Source organism: Mesorhizobium sp. M0496, assembly GCF_040321205.1.
GTDB lineage: Bacteria > Pseudomonadota > Alphaproteobacteria > Rhizobiales > Rhizobiaceae > Mesorhizobium.
This window is the reverse complement of sequence record NZ_JAMYRC010000003.1, coordinates 64,077-82,979: the sequence shown is the minus strand read 5'-3', so window position 1 is coordinate 82,979 and position 18,903 is coordinate 64,077. Positions and strand designations below refer to the sequence as shown.

The 18,903-nt window shown below is 62.4% G+C and carries 19 protein-coding genes; 18 read left to right on the top strand and 1 reads right to left on the bottom strand.

What is annotated here, in order from left to right:
* The first annotated feature begins 45 nt into the window (after positions 1-45).
* The 5 genes from NKI73_RS05255 (at position 46) to tsf (ending at position 4,648) form a co-directional block, all read left to right on the top strand.
* The gene (locus tag NKI73_RS05255) at positions 46-873 is read left to right on the top strand and encodes a cell envelope integrity EipB family protein (RefSeq protein WP_352627795.1); all 828 of its coding nucleotides are present in this window, start codon (positions 46-48) and stop codon (positions 871-873) included.
* 117 nt (positions 874-990) lie between these two features.
* Positions 991-2,289: a lysophospholipid acyltransferase family protein gene (locus NKI73_RS05250; RefSeq protein ID WP_352627794.1), complete on the top strand. Its 1,299-nt coding sequence runs from the start codon at positions 991-993 to the stop codon at positions 2,287-2,289.
* Between the two features lie 59 nt (positions 2,290-2,348).
* Positions 2,349-2,627, top strand: a complete 279-nt coding sequence (locus NKI73_RS05245) for a DUF4031 domain-containing protein (RefSeq protein ID WP_352627934.1) — start codon at positions 2,349-2,351, stop codon at positions 2,625-2,627.
* 202 nt (positions 2,628-2,829) lie between these two features.
* Positions 2,830-3,618: a 30S ribosomal protein S2 gene (gene rpsB, locus NKI73_RS05240; protein WP_292177508.1), complete on the top strand. Its 789-nt coding sequence runs from the start codon at positions 2,830-2,832 to the stop codon at positions 3,616-3,618.
* Between the two features lie 109 nt (positions 3,619-3,727).
* Positions 3,728-4,648 (top strand): translation elongation factor Ts, encoded by a 921-nt coding sequence (tsf, locus tag NKI73_RS05235; RefSeq protein ID WP_352627793.1) that lies wholly within the window; start codon positions 3,728-3,730, stop codon positions 4,646-4,648.
* 21 nt (positions 4,649-4,669) lie between these two features.
* Here the strand turns inward: tsf and NKI73_RS05230 are convergent, their stop codons facing one another.
* Positions 4,670-5,596, bottom strand: coding sequence for a LysR family transcriptional regulator (locus NKI73_RS05230; protein ID WP_352627792.1), 927 nt, complete (start codon positions 5,594-5,596; stop codon positions 4,670-4,672).
* A gap of 113 nt (positions 5,597-5,709) precedes the next feature.
* On the opposite strand from NKI73_RS05230, the gene NKI73_RS05225 reads away from it, so the two are divergent.
* From NKI73_RS05225 to lpxB, 13 genes are all read left to right on the top strand, one after another.
* Complete coding sequence (locus NKI73_RS05225) at positions 5,710-6,246, top strand: nuclear transport factor 2 family protein (protein ID WP_352627791.1); 537 nt, start codon at positions 5,710-5,712, stop codon at positions 6,244-6,246.
* Between the two features lie 28 nt (positions 6,247-6,274).
* A complete protein-coding gene (locus tag NKI73_RS05220) occupies positions 6,275-7,381 on the top strand; it encodes an aldo/keto reductase (protein WP_352627790.1) in 1,107 nt (368 codons plus the stop codon).
* Between the two features lie 223 nt (positions 7,382-7,604).
* Positions 7,605-8,327: a UMP kinase gene (gene pyrH, locus NKI73_RS05215; protein ID WP_082525466.1), complete on the top strand. Its 723-nt coding sequence runs from the start codon at positions 7,605-7,607 to the stop codon at positions 8,325-8,327.
* Positions 8,328-8,429: 102 nt separating this feature from the next.
* Positions 8,430-8,984 (top strand): ribosome recycling factor, encoded by a 555-nt coding sequence (gene frr / locus NKI73_RS05210; protein WP_128309126.1) that lies wholly within the window; start codon positions 8,430-8,432, stop codon positions 8,982-8,984.
* Positions 8,985-9,018: 34 nt separating this feature from the next.
* Positions 9,019-9,753 carry an isoprenyl transferase gene (locus NKI73_RS05205; RefSeq protein WP_352627789.1) on the top strand — a complete coding sequence of 245 codons (735 nt, stop codon included), beginning with the start codon at positions 9,019-9,021 and terminating at the stop codon, positions 9,751-9,753.
* Positions 9,750-10,565, top strand: a complete 816-nt coding sequence (locus NKI73_RS05200; protein ID WP_352627788.1) for a phosphatidate cytidylyltransferase — start codon at positions 9,750-9,752, stop codon at positions 10,563-10,565. The genes NKI73_RS05205 and NKI73_RS05200 overlap by 4 nt, the downstream gene beginning before the upstream one ends.
* 103 nt (positions 10,566-10,668) lie before the next feature.
* Positions 10,669-11,811, top strand: a complete 1,143-nt coding sequence (gene rseP / locus NKI73_RS05195; RefSeq protein ID WP_352627787.1) for an RIP metalloprotease RseP — start codon at positions 10,669-10,671, stop codon at positions 11,809-11,811.
* Positions 11,812-12,028: 217 nt separating this feature from the next.
* The gene (gene bamA / locus NKI73_RS05190; RefSeq protein ID WP_352627786.1) at positions 12,029-14,395 is read left to right on the top strand and encodes an outer membrane protein assembly factor BamA; all 2,367 of its coding nucleotides are present in this window, start codon (positions 12,029-12,031) and stop codon (positions 14,393-14,395) included.
* A 75-nt stretch (positions 14,396-14,470) separates the two neighbouring features.
* Positions 14,471-15,529: a UDP-3-O-(3-hydroxymyristoyl)glucosamine N-acyltransferase gene (gene lpxD, locus NKI73_RS05185; protein WP_352627785.1), complete on the top strand. Its 1,059-nt coding sequence runs from the start codon at positions 14,471-14,473 to the stop codon at positions 15,527-15,529.
* Entirely contained in the window at positions 15,522-15,989 is a 468-nt protein-coding gene (gene fabZ, locus NKI73_RS05180) for a 3-hydroxyacyl-ACP dehydratase FabZ (protein WP_352627784.1), read from the top strand. The genes lpxD and fabZ overlap by 8 nt, the downstream gene beginning before the upstream one ends.
* A gap of 13 nt (positions 15,990-16,002) precedes the next feature.
* Entirely contained in the window at positions 16,003-16,836 is an 834-nt protein-coding gene (gene lpxA / locus NKI73_RS05175; RefSeq protein WP_352627783.1) for an acyl-ACP--UDP-N-acetylglucosamine O-acyltransferase, read from the top strand.
* Positions 16,823-17,731, top strand: coding sequence for an LpxI family protein (locus NKI73_RS05170; protein WP_502905580.1), 909 nt, complete (start codon positions 16,823-16,825; stop codon positions 17,729-17,731). The genes lpxA and NKI73_RS05170 overlap by 14 nt, the downstream gene beginning before the upstream one ends.
* On the top strand, positions 17,724-18,899 hold the full coding sequence (gene lpxB / locus NKI73_RS05165) for a lipid-A-disaccharide synthase (RefSeq protein WP_352627781.1): 1,176 nt from the start codon (positions 17,724-17,726) through the stop codon (positions 18,897-18,899). The genes NKI73_RS05170 and lpxB overlap by 8 nt, the downstream gene beginning before the upstream one ends.
* The last annotated feature ends 4 nt before the right edge of the window (positions 18,900-18,903 follow it).

Sequence of the window (18,903 nt, the reverse complement as noted above, 5' to 3'; positions counted from 1 at the left end):
TCTTTCCCTGCGGCTTGCCATCAGCCGCGACGATCGGAGTACCTCATGCGCGCAGCGCGCCTTGCATTCCATGCCGTCCTGCTGTCGGGGGTCTTCTCGATCGGCCCAGCCTTCGCCGCGCCGGCGCTGCAGGCCCACCGCGCCGTTTACGACCTTACCCTGAAAAAGGCTTCCGATCAGTCCGGCATCACGGGCATATCCGGCCGCATGGTCTATGAGTTCAACGGCTCGGCCTGCGAAGGTTATACGGTGAAATTCCGCTTCGTCACCCAGATCGTGACCGCTGACAACACCAGGCTGACCGATCAGCAGACGACCACGTTCGAGGATGCGGAAGGCAAGACCTTTTCATTCGTGACGAAGTCCTTTGTCGACCAGAACCTCGACAAGGAGGTCAAGGGCATCGCCACGAAAGGAACGAAGGGCCTGAAGGTCGATATCGACAAGCCGGAAAAGAACAGCGTCGAACTGGCCACGACCCAGTTTCCGACCCAGCATCTGGTCGAACTGATCGGCAAGGCCGAAAAAGGCGAGAATTTCTACGAAACCAACCTGTTCGACGGCTCCGAAGATGCCAACAAGGTGATGACCACCACCGTCGTTGTCGGCAAGAAAACCGACACCGACAAGGCCGATCCGGAGGCTCCGGCACTGGCGAAGCTCGCCACCGACAAATACTGGCCGGTCGACATCGCCTATTTCGACGACACCGGCAAGACAGGCGAAGAGGTGCCGGAATACCGCATCAGCTTCAAGCTGCATGACAACGGCATCACCCGCGACCTTACCATGGACTATGGCGACTTCTCGATGACCGGCAAGCTGGTCAATCTGTCGCTGTTCGACCAGACGAAAGCCTGCCCGGCCAAATAGTGTTTCATCTGGCCAGTTGATTAACCACGACACGCCGTGGTCGTGGCGAACGACTTGAACGTGCCGCAATCGTCTCTCAACCTTGTCCCCAGCGTCCAGGCGCAATGGGGGAGCAGCTTGAGCAAGATCGATGTCTTCGTTGCGCCGAGACCTAACCCGGTACTGATCAGGGCCATGACATCCGTCAACCGGATCGTCATGCTGCGCGGCATTCCCGGATTTCGCGATATCTTGCCGTTCAACCGCCTGGCCGGTTTGCGCGGCGTCGCCAATGTCCGCCATATCGACTTTCCCGACACCGACCTTGAGCGGCTGAGGGCAAGCTGCGGGGCGGGGAAGGCGAGCTTCATCACGCCCAATCATCCCGAGTTCTTCACCGACTGGATGATCGACAAGGAGATCGTGTCGCAGGTCAGCCCGCTCACTGCGTCGTGGGCGACGAACGGCGTCGTCAACGGTCTTGGCAGAATGATGCAGAAATTCTGGCTGGCCAATAATCTGATCGCCCAGATTCCCGGCAACAGCGGGGCAGCCAAGGAACACTCCGTCGCCTGGGCCTTGAAAGGCCATGGCGTGCTGCTGCATCCCGAAGGCGGCGTCGGCTGGCACGCCAATGTCGTTGCGCCGTTGCTGCCGGGTGCTGTCGAGATGGGGCTTGAGGCTCTCAGGCTGGGTCGGGCCACGGCCCCCGATTTCAAGGTCTGGATCGCCCCCGTAATCTGGAAGCTTGCCTTCACCAGGAATGTCGAAGCGGCGCTGGCGAAGGAATGCGCCTATGTCGAGAAAAGCCTGAAAATAGAACGCCAGGCGACCGACACGCTTCCGCAGCGCATCCACCATATATGTTCGACGCTGCTGACCCGCGATGAAGCCGCCTGCGGCATGCCGTCCGACGAAGGCGCGACATATGCCGAACGCCAGAAGGCGTTGGTCACAGAACTCGGCCGCCGGCTCGGCGAAAGCATCTCACCCGACGCTGCCATCACCGACACCATCGAGCTTCTGCGGCGGGCGCGTCGCTGGCAGCGCGAAAACACCGGCGACGCGGAAGGGCAAAAGCAGGTCCGTGCGCTCGCCGACACGATTCAAAGGCTGCAACGCGTCGGGCCCTGGGCTTCGGCCAACCCGCACATCACCCAGGAGGAGATCGCCGAACATCTGAAGCGGATCCGCAACGACTATTGCCGGGGCGGACTGCGTGACACGATCAACCGGTTCATTCCGCAGCCGGCCGGACCGCGTTGCGCCCATATCCGGGTGCCCGATCCACTCGGCTTGCATGAATATCCGGGCTCGATCGACGATGCGGTTGCCGAGCTGCACCGTCGTATGCAGGAAACCGTCACCAGCACGGTGACCGAGCTTGCGGCCAAAGGCAGCTTCATTTTCTATCCGAATCCATTCTATCGTCACTGACGGACGGACGGGCCATGTGGCCGACTGTCGTGAAGGATGGAAGGCAGACAGCGAGCTTCATGGCAGTCTATGTCGACGCAGCGATCTGGAACTGGGCCGGCCATCGCTGGTGCCATCTGTTGGCTGACGACACCGACGAACTGCATCGCTTCGCCGCAAAGCTGGCGATCAAGCGTTCATCATATCAGGGGCCGCCCAAGACATCGGCGCCGCACTATGACATAACCGGCTTCGAGCGCGACCGTGCGGTGCGGCTCGGCGCTATCGAATGCAGCCGCGAGGAGATCGTCGCGGTCTTCCGGCGGGTGCGGGTGCCGAACGGCAAGGCCAAGCGCTGACGGCAGGCGCGGATCGTCGCACGCCGCACCAAGGATCCCGCGGCGCTTGCGTTTGTCGCGCATCCCCTCTATATGCGCGCTCATTCCACACACGGACTTTGGTGTCTGCCCGGGAGAAATCCGGCTGAAACCTCCGGTGGCGTTCGAGGACAAAGTCCAAAAATGCCTGTGTCCGTGGAGGCTAACCGGAAAGGAACTTTGAATGGCACTGCCTGATTTCAGCATGCGCCAGCTTTTAGAAGCTGGCATTCACTTCGGCCACCAGACCCATCGCTGGAACCCGAAGATGGCGCCTTACATCTATGGCGCCCGCAACAACATCCACATCATCGACCTCTCGCAGACGGTGCCTTTGCTGCACCAGGCGCTGAAGCAGGTTTCCGACACTGTCGCCAAGGGCGGCCGCGTGCTGTTCGTCGGCACCAAGCGCCAGGCGTCCGACATCGTCGCCGATGCGGCACAGCGTTCGGCCCAGTACTATGTCAATTCGCGTTGGCTCGGCGGCATGCTGACCAACTGGAAGACGATCTCGAACTCGATCCAGCGCCTGCGCAAGCTCGACGAGATGCTGGCCGGCGAGGCGCAAGGGTTGACCAAGAAAGAGCGCCTCAACCTCGACCGCGAGCGCGAGAAGCTCGACAAGGCGTTGGGCGGCATCAAGGACATGGGCTCGACGCCCGACCTGATGTTCGTCATCGACACCAACAAGGAAGCGATCGCCATCCTCGAGGCCAAGCGTCTCGGCATCCCGGTCGTCGCCATCATCGATTCGAACTGCGATCCGGACAAGATCGACTTCCCGATCCCCGGCAATGACGACGCGGCCCGCGCCATCCAGCTTTATTGCGACCTGATCGCCAAGGCTGCCATCGACGGCATCGCTCGCCAACAAGGCGCGCTCGGCGTCGACATCGGCGCTTCGGTCGAAGCCCCGGTCGAGCCGGCGCTCGAGCCGGCCCCGGCTCCGGCGTCGGAAGCCCCCGAAGCTTGATAAGCGAAGGCCGGTTGCGGCCTTCATCTTTCTCATATTTTGGCACGCTAAACAGACGCACCATCGAATACCGATGGTGCGTCGGTGCATTCTAGACAAAGAGGCGACAATGAGCATTTCGGCTGCACAGGTCAAAGAACTCCGCGACTTGACCGGCGCGGGCATGATGGATTGCAAGGCGGCGTTGACCGAGACCAACGGCAACATGGAAGAGGCCGTCGACTGGCTGCGCAAGAAGGGTATTTCCAAGGCCGACAAGAAGGCCGGGCGTACCGCGGCTGAAGGCCTGATCGGCGTTGATTCCGGCGTTCGCGAAGCGGCCGTCGTAGAAGTCAATTCCGAGACCGACTTCGTTGCCCGCAATGCCGCGTTCCAGGAGATCGTCTCCAATGTAGCCAAGGTTGCTCTGGCCTATGGCACGACAGAGGCTGTGGCTGCCGCAAAGTATCCGGGTTCGGACAAGTCGGTTGCCGACACCATCAAGGACGCTGTCGGCACCATTGGCGAAAACATGGGCTTCCGCCGCTCTGCCAAGCTGACCGTTCCGCACGGCGCCGTCGCGACCTACGTCCACAACGCGGTTGCCGATGGTCTCGGCAAGCTCGGCGTTCTGGTCGCCATCGAGACCACGGGCAACGAGCATGCGGCCAATGCGTTTGCCCGTCAGGTCGCCATGCATGTCGCGGCCACCAGCCCGATGGCGCTGACCACCGAAGAACTCGACCCGGCGGCTATCGAGCGCGAGAAGGCGATCTTCTCCGACCAGGCACGCCAGTCCGGCAAGCCGGAAGCGATCATCGAGAAGATGGTCGAAGGCCGTCTTCGCAAGTTCTACGAGGAAGTCGTGCTGCTGAAGCAGGCCTTCGTGCTCAATCCCGACATCACCGTCGAGAAGGCACTCAAGGATGCCGAGAAGGACATCGGCGCGCCGGCCAAGATCACGGCTTATCTGCGCTTTGCGCTGGGCGAGGGCATCGAGAAGGAAGAGACCGATTTCGCGGCGGAAGTCGCGGCTGCGGTCAAGAAGTAAGCCGCCAGCCGGCTTTTCGGCTCAGACAATTCGGCCGGGCGCCCGCGAGGGTGTCCGGCCGATTTCTTGTGCGACGTCGACGAAGGCGCGCAGCTTCGGCGCCATTGCCGCCCGGCGCGGAAAGTAGAGAAACAGGCCCGGCTCCTCGATTGCCGACTGCGGCAGAACCTGAACGAGGCGACCAGCGGCCAGGTCGGCGCGCACCAGCGGCTCGAACACATAGGCCAGTCCCATCCCCGACAGCGCCAGGTCGATCGCGGCAAGGGAATCGGTGACGACCGCGGTGCCGCGCGTTTCCACGGCCACGTCTTTGCCGTCCTCCGTCAAATCCCAGCGATAGATCGCGCCGGATCGCACCAGGCGGTAGCCGATGCAATTGTGGGCGGCGAGATCGGCCAGGCTGCGTGGGCGGCCACGCCGGCCGATATAGGCCGGCGAAGCGACGATGATCACCCGGAATGGCGGTGTCATCCGGATCGCGATCATGTCCTGCGCGATCATTTCGCCAAGCCTGATGCCGGCGTCAAAGCCTTCGCCGACGATATCGACCAATCCTTCGTTGGCAAAGATTTCCACCGTCACATCCGGATAGCGCTCCGCCATGGCCGTCACGACAGGCGTCACCGCCATCGGGACCGCTACGTGCGAAACATTGATCCTGAGCAGTCCAGCCGGGCGACCCTTGATGCCGCGAATGCGCTCCATCCGTTCCGCGATGTCCTGCAGCGCGGGCTCGGCCGTTGCGACAAGCGCCTGACCGGCCTCGGTCAGCGACACGCTGCGCGTCGTGCGGGCGAACAGTGGTTGACCGATGCGCTCCTCCACGAGCCTGACCGCATGGCTGACCGCCGAAGGGCTCATGCCAAGCTCTGCCGCCGCGGACGCAAAGCCGCCGCGCCGCGCCACGGCGACGATAACAGGAAGGTGGCTGAGCAGGTCGCGGTCCATTCATGCATGATCTCGCACAGTCCATGCGAATAATGCAATCTTATCGATGTCACCGGGCTGGCCCACATTGCGGCCAACAGATCGGCGGCGGGCCGACGCAAAGGAGAAAAGACATGAACGCATTGAAGTATGCCACCTTCGCGGCGGGTATGGCGCTGGCGCCGATCGATGCCGGCGGAGCCGAGCCGTCCCGCGAAATGACGCTCGCTGATGAGCGCGCCGTCATCCGCATCGCCGATGCCATCGATCGCGCCGTCGATGCCCAGGATTGGCGGCTCGCCCGCAGTTACTTCGCCGACCGCGTCACCGTCGACTTCAGCAGCCTGAGCGGACAGCCTGCGGCCACCATCGCTTCAGACGAGCTGATCGGGACCTGGGCAGCGAATCTGAAGGGCAGCAAGACCAGCCTGCATCTGCGCACCAATCACCAGGTCACCATCGACGCCGGTGCCGCGACTGTCTTGTCCAACGGCTACGCCTGGAACCGCATGGAAGGCAATGGCGACCCGCTCTGGGAGGTCTGGGGCACCTACGAACACCACCTGACCCGTTCAGGAGCCGCCTGGATGGTGGACGGCTTCACGTTCCGCATGACGCATGAGCGCGGCAACCCGTGGGTCAAGACGACCCCAGGACAGGACCGGCATTGAATTCTGGAACAGGATCGGAAACGACATCATGACCATGTCCTACTACACCCTTGGCAACAGCGGGCTGCGTGTCACCCGGTTGGCACTGGGAACCATGACCTTCGGCACCGAGTGGGGCTGGGGCGCCGATAAGGAGACGGCACGCGCCCTGGTCGATGCCTATGTCGAGGCAGGCGGCAATTTCTTCGATACGGCCGACGCCTATACCGGCGGCACCTCAGAGACCTGGCTTGGCGAATTCATCGCCGAGCGCGGCCTGCGCGACAAAGCGGTGATCAGCACCAAGTTCAGCATGAATCTGGAGCAGGGCAATCCGAATGCAGGCGGCAATGGCCGCAAGAACATCATCCGCGCCGTCGAGGGCTCACTGAAACGGCTCGGCACCGACTACATCGACCTCTACATCCTGCATGCGTGGGACAGGCTGACATCGCCGGAAGAGGTGATGCGGACGCTGGACGATCTGGTGCGCGCCGGAAAGATCCGCCACGTCGGCCTCTCCGACGTCCCCGCCTGGTACGCAAGCCGTGCGCAGTCCGTGGCCGAACAGCGCGGCTATGAGCCGGTTTCGGCGCTGCAGCTCGAATATTCGCTGGCCGAGCGCAACATCGAGCATGAATTCGTGCCGTTCGGCACGCGCTACGGCGCCGGCATCATGGTCTGGAGCCCGCTGGCCAGCGGCCTGCTGAGCGGCAAATATCGTTCAGATGCAATCAGCAAGGCGGGCGGGCGACTGGAGACGATGCGCGGTTCGACCAATCCCGGCTTCCAGAAATTCACCGACCGCAACTGGGCAATCGTTGCCGAACTGGAAAAAATTGCCGGTGAGCTTGGCCGCGGCATGGCCCAAATCGCCTTGAACTGGGCGGCAACACGGCCGGGTGTCGCTTCGGCGATCATCGGTGCGACGAGGCTCGATCAGCTCAAGGACAATCTCGGCGCGCTCGATTTCGAGATTCCCCAGGAGCTTCTGGCAAGGCTCGACGCGGTCAGCCAGCCGGTCACGCCGTTCCCGTATTCGTTCTTCGGCCCGGAAATCCAGGGCGGCCTCACCGGGGGCCAGGCGGTCGGCGACAAGCCGGCGGGCTACTTCCCGGACCTGCTCATGGAAGGCGCGTTTGCCGGCGTGAGTTGACAAAAGGCGAGAGAATTCCGGGTCGGGGGGGGGGGGGGGGGGGGGGGGGGCGGGGCGGGGGGGGGGGGCAGGGGGGGGGGTGGGGGGGGGGGGTGGGGGGGGGGGGGGGGGGGCGGGCCGCCCCGGGGGCCCCCTTCGTGTATCGGAACGCCATTGTTTCGGGGTGGCGCCTGCGTGAGTTGGTGGCCACCGGAACGCGCCACATGCAAATGACGAGGACCAGATGACGGTGAAGCCCCTCTACCGACGTGTCTTGCTGAAAGCGTCGGGCGAAGCACTGATGGGCGAACAGCATTTCGGCATCGACGTTTCAGTGGTGGATCGCATCGCCGCCGATATCGCCGAGGCTCGCGCACTGGGCATCGAGGTCGGCGTGGTCATCGGCGGCGGCAACATCTTTCGCGGCGTGGCCGTTGCCTCCAAGGGCGGTGATCGCGTTACCGGCGACCACATGGGCATGCTTGCCACGGTGATCAATTCGCTGGCGCTGCGCACATCGCTGAACAAGATCGGTGTCGACGCCGTGGTGCTTTCGGCGATCGCCATGCCCGAGCTTTGCGAAAGTTTTTCGCAGCGCCAGGCGACCGCCTACATGAACCAGGGCAAGGTGGTGATCTTTGCCGGCGGCACCGGCAATCCGTTCTTCACCACTGATTCGGCCGCCGCCCTTCGCGCGGCTGAAATCGGCGCCGACGCGCTGTTCAAGGGCACTCAGGTCGACGGCGTCTACTCGGCGGACCCGAAGAAAGACCCAAATGCGACACGTTTCGAGCGCATCAGTCATGGCGAAGTCATAAATCGCGGCCTTTCCATCATGGATACGGCAGCGATTGCACTTGCGCGCGAAAACAACATTCCGATAATCGTCTATTCGATCCACGAAAAAGGTGGTTTCGGCGATATTCTAAGGGGCGGCGGCCGCTGCACGGTCGTCGCGGACGATTGATCCGGGGCCTGATCCCGAAAAAGGGGAAGCCGGTTTCGAAAATCAGGCTCGAATACGGCCCCGAAGCAGTGAACCCGCGTCAGACGGATCGAGGAGACTAGGATGAGTGGTGAGTACGACGATCTCAAGCGGCGCATGGATGGAGCGATCGCCGCGTTCAAGCATGATCTGGCCTCGCTGCGGACCGGTCGCGCCTCCAGCAACCTGCTCGACGCGATCCAGGTGCAGGCCTATGGCACCACCATGCCGATCAATCAGGTCGCCAACGTCTCGGTGCCGGAGCCGCGCATGATCTCGGTATCGGTCTGGGACAAGTCGATGGTCGGCGCGGTCGCCCGCGCGATCCGCGAATCCAATCTGGGTTTCAACCCGATCGTCGACGGCACGAACCTCAGGATCCCACTGCCCGAACTCAACGAACAGCGCCGCAAGGAACTGGTCAAGATCTCTCACACCTATGCCGAGAACGCCCGGGTCGCCGCGCGCCATGTGCGCCGCGACGGCATGGACTTTCTGAAGAAGGCGGAGAAGGACGGTGACATCAGCGAAGACGATCAGCGCAAGCGCTCCGACCAGGTCCAGAAACTTACCGACGAGACGATCAGCACCATCGACCACCTGCTTTCCGATAAGGAAGCTGAAATCATGCAGGTTTAGGGTCTTGGCCATAGGCTGACCCGAAAGCGAGAACATGACAACGCCCGCGCATGTCGCGATCATCATGGACGGAAATGGACGCTGGGCCAAGGCGCGCGGCATGCCTCGTCTTGCTGGCCATCGTGCCGGTGTCGAGGCGCTGCGCAAGACGGTGCGAGCCGCACCCGGGCTCGGTATCTCCTACCTGACCGTCTATGCTTTCTCGTCGGAGAACTGGTCGCGGCCGAAGTCCGAGGTCAGCGACCTGATGGGCCTCTTGAAAATGTTCATCCGCCGTGATCTGGCCGAATTGCACCAGAGTGGCGTGCGGGTCAGGATCATCGGCGACAGGGCAGGGCTGCAGCCCGACATCAGGGGGCTGCTCGACGAGGCCGAATCGCTGACTGCCGGAAATGAATCACTGACGCTGGTGATCGCCTTCAACTATGGCGGCCGCGACGAGATCGTGCGCACGGCGCGCAAGCTTGCCGCAGCCGTGGCGCGTGGCGATCTCGACAGCGAGGCGATATCAGCCGAAAGCTTTGCCGCAGCTCTCGACACGCATGGCATTCCCGACCCGGAACTGGTCATCCGCACCAGCGGCGAACTGCGGCTGTCGAACTTCCTTCTGTGGCAGGCCGCCTATAGCGAGCTCGTCTTCCTGCCTTGCTACTGGCCCGACTTCAGCCGCGAGCACCTTGCCGAGGCCTTGCGCGAATTTGCCAGCCGCGAACGCCGTTTCGGCGGACTTGGGGCCCAGGACGTCGCTTCGCGACCGGCCGCGGGATGAGCAATCTCCGGCTGCGCGTCATTTCGGCGATCGTGCTTGCCATCATCACCCTTGGCTTGACCTGGCTCGGCGGTCTGCCGTTCCGCTTGCTGTGCGCCGTGATGGCTGTGGTGATCTTCTACGAATGGACCCGTATGTCGCGTCCGGCCGGGGCCACGAGTCTGGGTTTCCTGCCGGAGGCGCTGATGGTTGTCTTCATTGGCGCCCTGATTGGCGGTCTTGCCGCATCCTGGCTGCTGCCGCTTGTGGTGGTCATGGTTGCCGCAACGGCGATCGCCGCCTCGGTTCGCAAGGCCGGGCAATGGGATGCGAGCGGTCTTGCCTATGCCGCCGTTTCAGGCTTGTCGCTCGCCTTGCTGCGCGATGGCGACCGTTCAGGCCTCATCGCCATCCTGTTCCTGTTCGCGGTCGTCTGGGCCACCGATATTTTTGCGTATTTCGTTGGTCGTGCGGTTGGAGGCCCGAAGCTGGCCCCGTCGATCTCGCCCGGCAAGACACGCAGCGGCGCGCTCGGCGGCGCTGTGGGCGGCATTGTCGCGGGGCTGATCCTCGCCGCCGCCGCCGGTGTCGGCAATCTGGCATTGCTCGGTCTGGTGGCGCTCGTGCTGTCGATTGTCTCACAGGCTGGCGACCTGTTTGAATCCTGGGTCAAACGCCGCCACGGCCGCAAGGATTCGGGTGCGCTGATCCCGGGCCATGGCGGCGTCATGGATCGTGTCGACGGGCTTGTCGCGGCGGCTTTCGCCCTATACGTCATTGGCTGGATTTCGGCGACCGCCGATCATCCGGCGCAGGGCCTGTTTCCCGTTTGAGTGGTGTCATTTCAGGTCCGATGCGCGGCGCGCCTTGGATTCGCCCGGATTGGTGTCACAGTCACGGCACACTCCGCGCCGTGGAAGAATTTGAGGGTTTGTCTTGAACGAGATTCTTCACGCGCTTTTCAGCACAGAAGGCTTTGTCCTCGGCACGCTGGTGCCGTTCCTCTTCGTGCTGACCGTGGTCGTGTTCGTCCATGAAATGGGCCATTACCTTGTCGGGCGCTGGTGCGGCATCGGCGTCAGGGCGTTCTCGATCGGCTTCGGCCCGGAACTGTTCGGCTTCAATGACAGCCACGGCACGCGTTGGAAACTGTGCGCGATACCGCTTGGCGGCTATGTCAAATTCGTCGGCGACATGAACGCCACCTCGAGCCAGCCCACGTCGGAAGAACTCGAAACGCTAACGGAGGAGGAGCGCAAGGTCGCCTTTCACACGCAGCCGATCTGGAAGCGCGCGGCGACCGTGGTGGCCGGTCCGCTGTTCAATTTCCTGCTGACGATCGTCGTCTTTGCCGTGCTGTTCACCGCCTATGGCCGTTATGTCGCCGAGCCCATGGTGGCCGAGGTGACGGCCGACAGCCCGGCGGCGAAGGCCGGCATCCTGCCCGGCGACCGATTCGTCAGCGTCGACGGCAACAAGGTCGAAACCTTCGGCGACGTCCAGCGCCTGGTCTCGGGCCGTGCCGACGATATCATCACCTTCGTCATGCTGCGCGACGGCAAGGAGGTCACGGTGACCGCGGCGCCGCGGCTGATGGAACAGGAAGACGCGCTCGGCAACAAGGTCAAGGTCGCCGTGATCGGCGTCGTCAACAACAAGGAACTCGGCCAGCCGCGGCTCGTCACCTACACGCCCGTCGGGGCGGTTGCAGCGGCAGTCGAGGAAACCGGACACGTTATCCAGCGCACAGGTCAGTTCCTCCAGCGCTTTGTCGTCGGGCGGGAAGACAAATGCCAGTTGGGCGGCCCGGTGAAGATCGCCGACATGGCCGGCAAGGCGGCGAAATTGGGATTCGAATGGCTCGTACAGCTGGTTGCACTGCTGTCGGTTGGCATCGGGATTCTGAACCTTTTGCCGATTCCCCCCCTCGACGGCGGCCATCTGTTGTTCTACGGGGTGGAGGCCGTCATTCGCCGTCCGGTGTCGGAACGGATGATGGAAATGGGCTATCGGGCCGGGTTGCTTCTGGTGCTGTGCTTCATGGGGTTCGTTTTCTGGAACGATCTGTTTGGGTGCTGAAATCATGAAGAAATTTGGCTTCTGCATGGGCGATGTTGAGACGCCGTTTACCATGCACGGGGATATGAGTGACGCGAAAGCCACGCCGCAGGGTTAAGTAAATACAAATTAACCAGAAGCCTTGCGTGTAGGGAAAATCCGGTTAATACGGTAGGAGAAATTACCGCACGTCCGGTTTTCTCGCCGTGGGGACTACGAGAAAAGGTTATTAAGCCCGATGAAGGCAGCATCCAAGTTTCTGAGCGCCGCTTCCGCGGTGACCCTGTCCGCGGCTCTTGTCGTGCCAGGCGCTCTCGCAGTGCAGTTCGTTGCCACATCGGCGGCCGAAGCCGCTGTCGTCAGCAGAGTCGAAGTGAGCGGCAACCAGCGTATCGACGCTGAGACCATCCGCAATTACATCATCATCAAGCCGGGCAAGGCCTTCTCCAGCTCCGATATCGACAGTGCGGTCAAGGCGCTGTTCGGCACCGGCCTGTTCTCGGATGTACAGATCAACCAGGTCGGCTCGACGCTGGTGGTCAAGGTCGCCGAGTACCAGGTCGTCAACCAGGTGCTGTTCCAGAACAACAAGAAGCTCAAGGACAACGCCCTTGCGGCCGCGGTGCAGCTGAAGCCGCGCGGAACGTTCTCGCAGGCGACGCTCGATGCCGACGTCGAATCGGTCAAGGCTGCCTACAAACGTATTGGTCGCGACGATGTGACCGTGACCACCCAGGTCATGCAGCTTGGCGACAACCGCGTAAACGTGGTCTTCAACATTACCGAAGGCGACCGTACGCAGATCGCGGCGATCAATTTCGTCGGCAACAGCGCCTATTCGAGCCGCCGCCTGTCGGATGTGATCAATACCAAGCGCTCGTCCTGGCTCTCCTTCGTCCTGCGCGACGACGTCTATGACGACGACAAGCTGCGCGCCGACCAGGAGCTGCTGCGCCGCTTCTACTACAATCACGGCTATGCCGACTTCCAGGTTGTGTCCGCTGTCGGCGAGCTTGACAGCGCGACGAACAAGTACACGGTCACCATCACCGTCCAGGAAGGCGACCGCTACACGTTCGGTGACGTCAGCGTCGAAAGCACGATCCCGGAAGTCGACAGCAAGTCGCTGGAATCGGTGGTCGAGACCCAAAAGGGTGACGTCTACAACGCCAAGGACGTCGAGGATTCCATCATCGCGCTGACCGAGAAGGTGGCCGGTTCCGGCTATGCCTTCGCGCAGGTGACGCCTCGCGGCGACCGCAATTTCGAGAACCACACCATTTCTGTGGTCTATACGGTCGACCAGGGTACCAAGGCCTATATCGAGCGCATCGAGATCCGTGGCAACGACCGCACGCGTGACTATGTCATTCGCCGCGAGTTCGACGTCAGCGAAGGAGACGCCTTCAACCAGGTGCTCATCCAGCGTGCGAAGAAGCGCCTGGAAGCCCTCAATTACTTTGACAAAGTCGACATCTCGACGGTGCCGGGCTCGCAACCCGACCAGGTCGTGCTGGTGGTCGACGTGGTCGAGAAGTCGACCGGTGAATTCTCCGTCGGCGCCGGTTATTCGACCGGTGGCGACACGTCCGGTCCGTCGGTCGAAGGATCGATCACCGAGCGCAACTTCCTCGGTCGTGGCCAGTTCATCAAGCTGTCGGCAGGCGGCGGCAAGAATTCGCGCGACTATAGCCTGTCCTTCACCGAACCCTATTTCCTCGGACGGCGCATCGCCGCCGGCTTCGACATCTTCAAGCAGACTAGGGAATACGACAACTACGACAGCGATACCTTGGGCGCGACGGTGCGCTTTGGCCTGCCGATCACAGACAGCATCTCGACCCAGCTAGCTTACAACATCTCGCAAGAGAAATATAAGCTGGATGATGATTGCGTGACCGGTGGCGTTTACGATCCCCTTAAATGTGATGTTTCGACGGCTATCCTGGATGGCATCGAACAAAGCCCGTGGCTCAAGTCGTCGGTCAGCTTGGGGCTGATCTACAACACCATCGACGATATGAAGAACCCGCATGAAGGTATCTACGCCACCACGACGGCCGAATTTGCCGGCGTCGGCGGCGATGCCAAGTATGTGAAGGTGACTGGACGCGGCAGCATCTATCAGACGCTCTCGGAGCAATTCGATCTGGTTGGTCTCGTCTCGGCTGGCGCAGGTCATGTCCAGGGCTATGGCGGCGACGGCAGTTTGCGTATCTTTGATCAATTCCAGAGCACTGACCGCATGATCCGCGGTTTCGAATATGGCGGTATCGGTCCGGCGGACAGTGTTACGGGCGACCATCTCGGTGGAACGACGTATTTCAATGCCTCGGCTGAAGCACAGTTCCCGATGCCGGTCATTCCGGAAAGCTTCGGTCTGCGCGGTGCTGTATTCGCGGACGCTGCAACGCTCTATGGCAGCAAGATCGACACGACCGCCACCCAGACTTCGGTTGGCATGAAGCTGCGCGCTTCGGTCGGTGTCGGCCTGATGTGGGCGTCGCCGTTCGGCCCGATCCGTATCGACTATGCGATCCCGGTCAAGAAGGAAGCGTCCGACGACGTGCAGGAATTCAACTTCGGCATATCGACCCGCTTCTGATCGGCGGTTAACGATGCTCCCGGGTCTTTCAGGTCCGGGAGAAATGTTCCGACCTAGCTGGATATAGCTTCTGGAATGACCGATCCGGTGTTCTTCGCGCCATCACGCCGGTATACGGCGGGCGAAGTCGCGAATCTGACCGGCTCGCTGCTCGTCGATTCCGGCCACTCCGATATTTCGATCGGGGCGCTCGCGCCGGCCAGTGAGGGCGGTGAGAATGCGCTCGTCTTTGTCGACGGCAAGCGTAATTCCGCGCTGATGCCGTCATTGCGGGCGGCCGCGGTGCTGTGCCCGGCGGAATTTGCCGGCAAGGCGCCGGCCGGCGTTGCCGTTCTGGTTCATCCGCGTCCGCAACAGGCCTTCGCGTTTGTCGGGCGCCTGCTGTTTCCGAGGGCGGCGACGCCGGGGCCGATGACGAGTGAAACCGGTGTCTCGCCGCATGCTTATGTCGATGCGACCGCGCATGTCGAATCCGGTGCCGTCATCGAGGCCGGCGCGGTCATCGGGCCGGGGGCTTCGATCGGCAGCGGTACCGTCATCGCGCCCAGCGCCGTCATCGGACAATCCTGCCAGATCGGTCGCGACGGCTATGTCGGGCCGGGCGCCAGCATCCAGTACGCCTTGATCGGCAACCGAGTCATCATCCATGGCGGTGCCAGGATCGGCCAGGATGGCTTTGGCTTCGTCGGCGGTGCCAAGGGGCCCGAACGCGTGCCGCAGATCGGCCGCGTCGTCATTCAGGACGACGTCGAGATCGGCTCCAACACCACCGTCGATCGCGGCGCCATGTCCGACACGATCATCGGCCAGGGCACCAAGATCGACAATCTCGTGCAGATCGCCCATAACGTCCGCATCGGCCGCAATTGCATAATAGCCGGGCTTTCGGGTATTTCGGGTTCCGTGGTCGTGGGTGACAATGTCACCATGGGCGGCGGTGTCGGGCTTGCGGATCACCTGACCATCGGGTCTGGGGCCAAGCTTGCCGCCAGAAGTGGATTTATGAGCAATGTCCCTGCAGGCGAGATCTGGGGCGGTTATCCGGCACAACCAATGGCGGAAGCCATGCGGGAGATAGCCATGCTGCGCAAGCTCGCCAGGACCCGCAAACAGGGCGAGGGAGGCAATGGCTGATATGATCGCGTCGACGACGCTGGAAGCGGTCGACATCATGGGGTTGATGAAGCTCCTGCCGCACCGCTATCCGTTCCTGATGATCGATCGCATCGTCGACATCGACGGCGACGAGTCCGCCGTCGGCATCAAGAACGTGACCATAAACGAGCCGCATTTTCAGGGCCATTTCCCCGACCAGCCGGTCATGCCGGGTGTACTCATCGTCGAGGCGATGGCGCAGACGGCCGGCGCCATCTGCATCCGCAGCTTGGGCACAGAGAAGCCGTCGCTGGTCTATTTCCTGACCATCGACAACGCCAAATTCCGCAAACCGGTCGTTCCCGGCGATCAGTTGAAGATCCATGTCAAGAAAATCAAGAAACGCGGCAACCTGCTCAAATTCGCTTGTGAAGCCATGGTCGACGGCGCCAAGGCGGCCGAAGCTGAGATTTCAGCCATGATGGTCACCAGCGACTGACGAACGAATGCTTATGAAAATCAAGACATCCATCCATGCTTCCTCCGTTGTGGAGCAAGGCGCGCAAATCGGCCAAGGCGTGCGCATCGGACCGTTCTGCCACGTCGGCGCCGATGCGGTGATCGGCGATGGCGTCGAGCTGGTCAGTCATGTCTCGGTGATGGGCGCGACGTCAATCGGCGCCTCGACCAAGGTCTATCCGATGGCGACATTGGGCGCACCGCCGCAGAACACCAAGCACAAGGGCGGCCGCACCACGCTGGTCATCGGCAAGAACTGCACGATCCGCGAAGGCGTGACCATGCATCTCGGCACCGATTCCAGCCGGGGTGAGACGACGGTCGGCGACAATGGCAATTTCCTTGCTTACGCCCACATTGCCCATGATTGCGTCGTCGGCAACAACGCGACCTTCGCCAATGGCGCGACGCTGGGCGGCCATTGCGAGGTCGGCAACAACGTCTATATCGGCGGCCTGACCGCCGTGCATCAGTTCGTCCGTATCGGCGACAACGCCTTTCTGGGCGGCTGCTCGGCGATCGTCGGCGACGTCATTCCCTTTGCAATCGCGGTCGGCAACCGCGCCAGCCTGCGCGGCCTCAACATCATCGGCCTGAAGCGCTCCGGCCTGCCGAGGTCCGAAATCCTTGTGCTGCGCAAGGCTTACAGGATGATCTTCGATCGTTCCCGCACCGTTGGCGAGAACATCGAATTCGCCAAGGCGGAGTTCGCGTCGTCGCCGACCGCCATGAAGATCATCGATTTCATCACCAGTCGCGGCAAGCGGCACTATGCTGTGCCGTCGCTAAAGGGCGGCGATGGCAACGATGTCGATGACGAAGACTGAGACAGAAACAGAAGCAACTGGTCTCGTTCTCGCACCAGGCGCCAGGGTAGGCGTTATCGCCGGCGGTGGTCATCTTCCCGTGGAAGTCGCCCGGGGTCTTGAGGGGCAGCGCTATCCCCCATTCATCATCATGGTCGAAGGCGAGGTCGACCGTGGATCCGAACTCTACAGATACGAGCACGAGAGCCTTGCTCTCGAACAAATCGGCGCGCTGGCTTCGTTGCTGAAACGCCGGAAGATCACCCATCTCGTTCTGGCTGGTGAGATCAAACGCCGGCCAAAACTGACCGACATGCGGCTAAGTTTCGGCCTGCTCGCGCTGGTGCCCATGCTGGTGATGGCGCTCGCCCGTGGCGATGACGGCCTGCTGAAGATTCTGGCACGCGGTCTCGAGGCTCGCGGGGTCAAGATCGTCGGCGCCCATCAGGTCGTACCGGATCTTGTCGCTGTCGAGGGTGTCCTGACCAAGGCTGCTCCCTTGAAATCGGATCGGCGTGATATCGAGGCCGCGTACGCGGCTGCGAAAGCCATCGGCGCGCTCGACATCGGTCAGGCGGCGATCGCCATTGGCGGCCGCGCCATCGCCCTGGAGGGCATCGAGGGGACGGACGGGCTGCTCCGGCGCACGAAGGAGCTGCGCGGCCATGGCAGGCTTGCCGGCAGGACGCGTGGCGTCCTTGTCAAATGCGCTAAACCGGGTCAGGAGCTGCGAGCCGATCTGCCCTCGATTGGCCCGCAGACGATCGAGGCGGCGCATGCGGCCGGGCTGACCGGCATCGCCATCGAAGCCGGCCGATCACTGGTTCTCGAGGGTCCCGAAACCATCGCACGTGCCAATGCACTCGGTCTGTTCGTCATTGGCCTGTCTGCCGCGACGGAGCCGCACAATGGCTGACAGGGCATTGAAGATCGCCATCGTCGCCGGCGAGGAGTCCGGCGATCTGCTCGGCGCCGATATTGTCGAGGCGCTGAAACGCGCAACCGGCCGCGACATCAGGCTCATCGGTATTGGCGGACGCCATTTGCAGGCGCTAGGGCTTGCTTCCCCGTTCGATGGCAGTGAGATTGCCCTCATGGGCTTTACCGCCATCCTGCGTGATCTGCCGCGCTTGATGCGGCGCATCGGCCAGATGGCAAATCTGGTCGCCGGTGAACAGCCGGATTGTCTCATCACTATCGACAGTCCGGATTTTTCGCTGCGCGTGGCAAAGAAGGTGCGCGCCGCCAACCCTTCGATCCCGATCATCCACTATGTCTGCCCCAGCGTTTGGGCATGGCGGCCGGGCAGGGCGGTGACGATGAAGCCCTATGTCGACCATATCCTGTGCATCCTGCCCTTCGAGGTGAGAGCGCTCGACCGCCTTGGCGGTCCGCCTGGAACGTATGTCGGCCATCGCCTGACCCATGATCCGGGCGTGCTCGGCGCCGCGAAGATGCAAGGGCCTGAACGCGACCTGTCCCCCGATCGTGTCAAGACGCTGCTCGTGCTGCCGGGCTCGCGTCGCGGTGAAGTGCGCCGGCTAATCGGTGTTTTTGGCGAGACGGTGTCTGTCTTGCGCGCGCGCGGACACCGGCTGCGGCTGCTCTTGCCGACGGTGCCGCATGTCGCGGATCTGGTCAGGGCCTCGGTCGCCAGCTGGGATGAAAAGCCGGAGATCCTGCTCGAACCGGTGCGCAAATGGCAGGCTTTCGGCAAGGCCGATGCGGCGTTGATCGCGTCGGGAACGGTATCGCTGGAACTGGCGTTGTCGGGCGTGCCGATGATCTCATGCTACCGGCTGGATCCGGTCATGCGCATGGCGCAAGCCCTGATCACGGTGTGGAGCGCCGCCCTGCCCAATCTGATCGCCGACCGGACGGTCGTGCCGGAACACTACAACCAGTATGTGAGGCCGCAATATCTGGCGCGGCAGCTTGAGGCGCTATTTTCCGATACGCCCTACCGCAGCTGGCAAAAGGACGGCTTCGCCGAGGTCGCCAGGCGCATGGCGACCGATCGTCCCTCAGGTGACATCGCCGCGCAGGTGGTGATGCGGTATATCAAAAGAGCGAGTAGCGAGTAGCGAG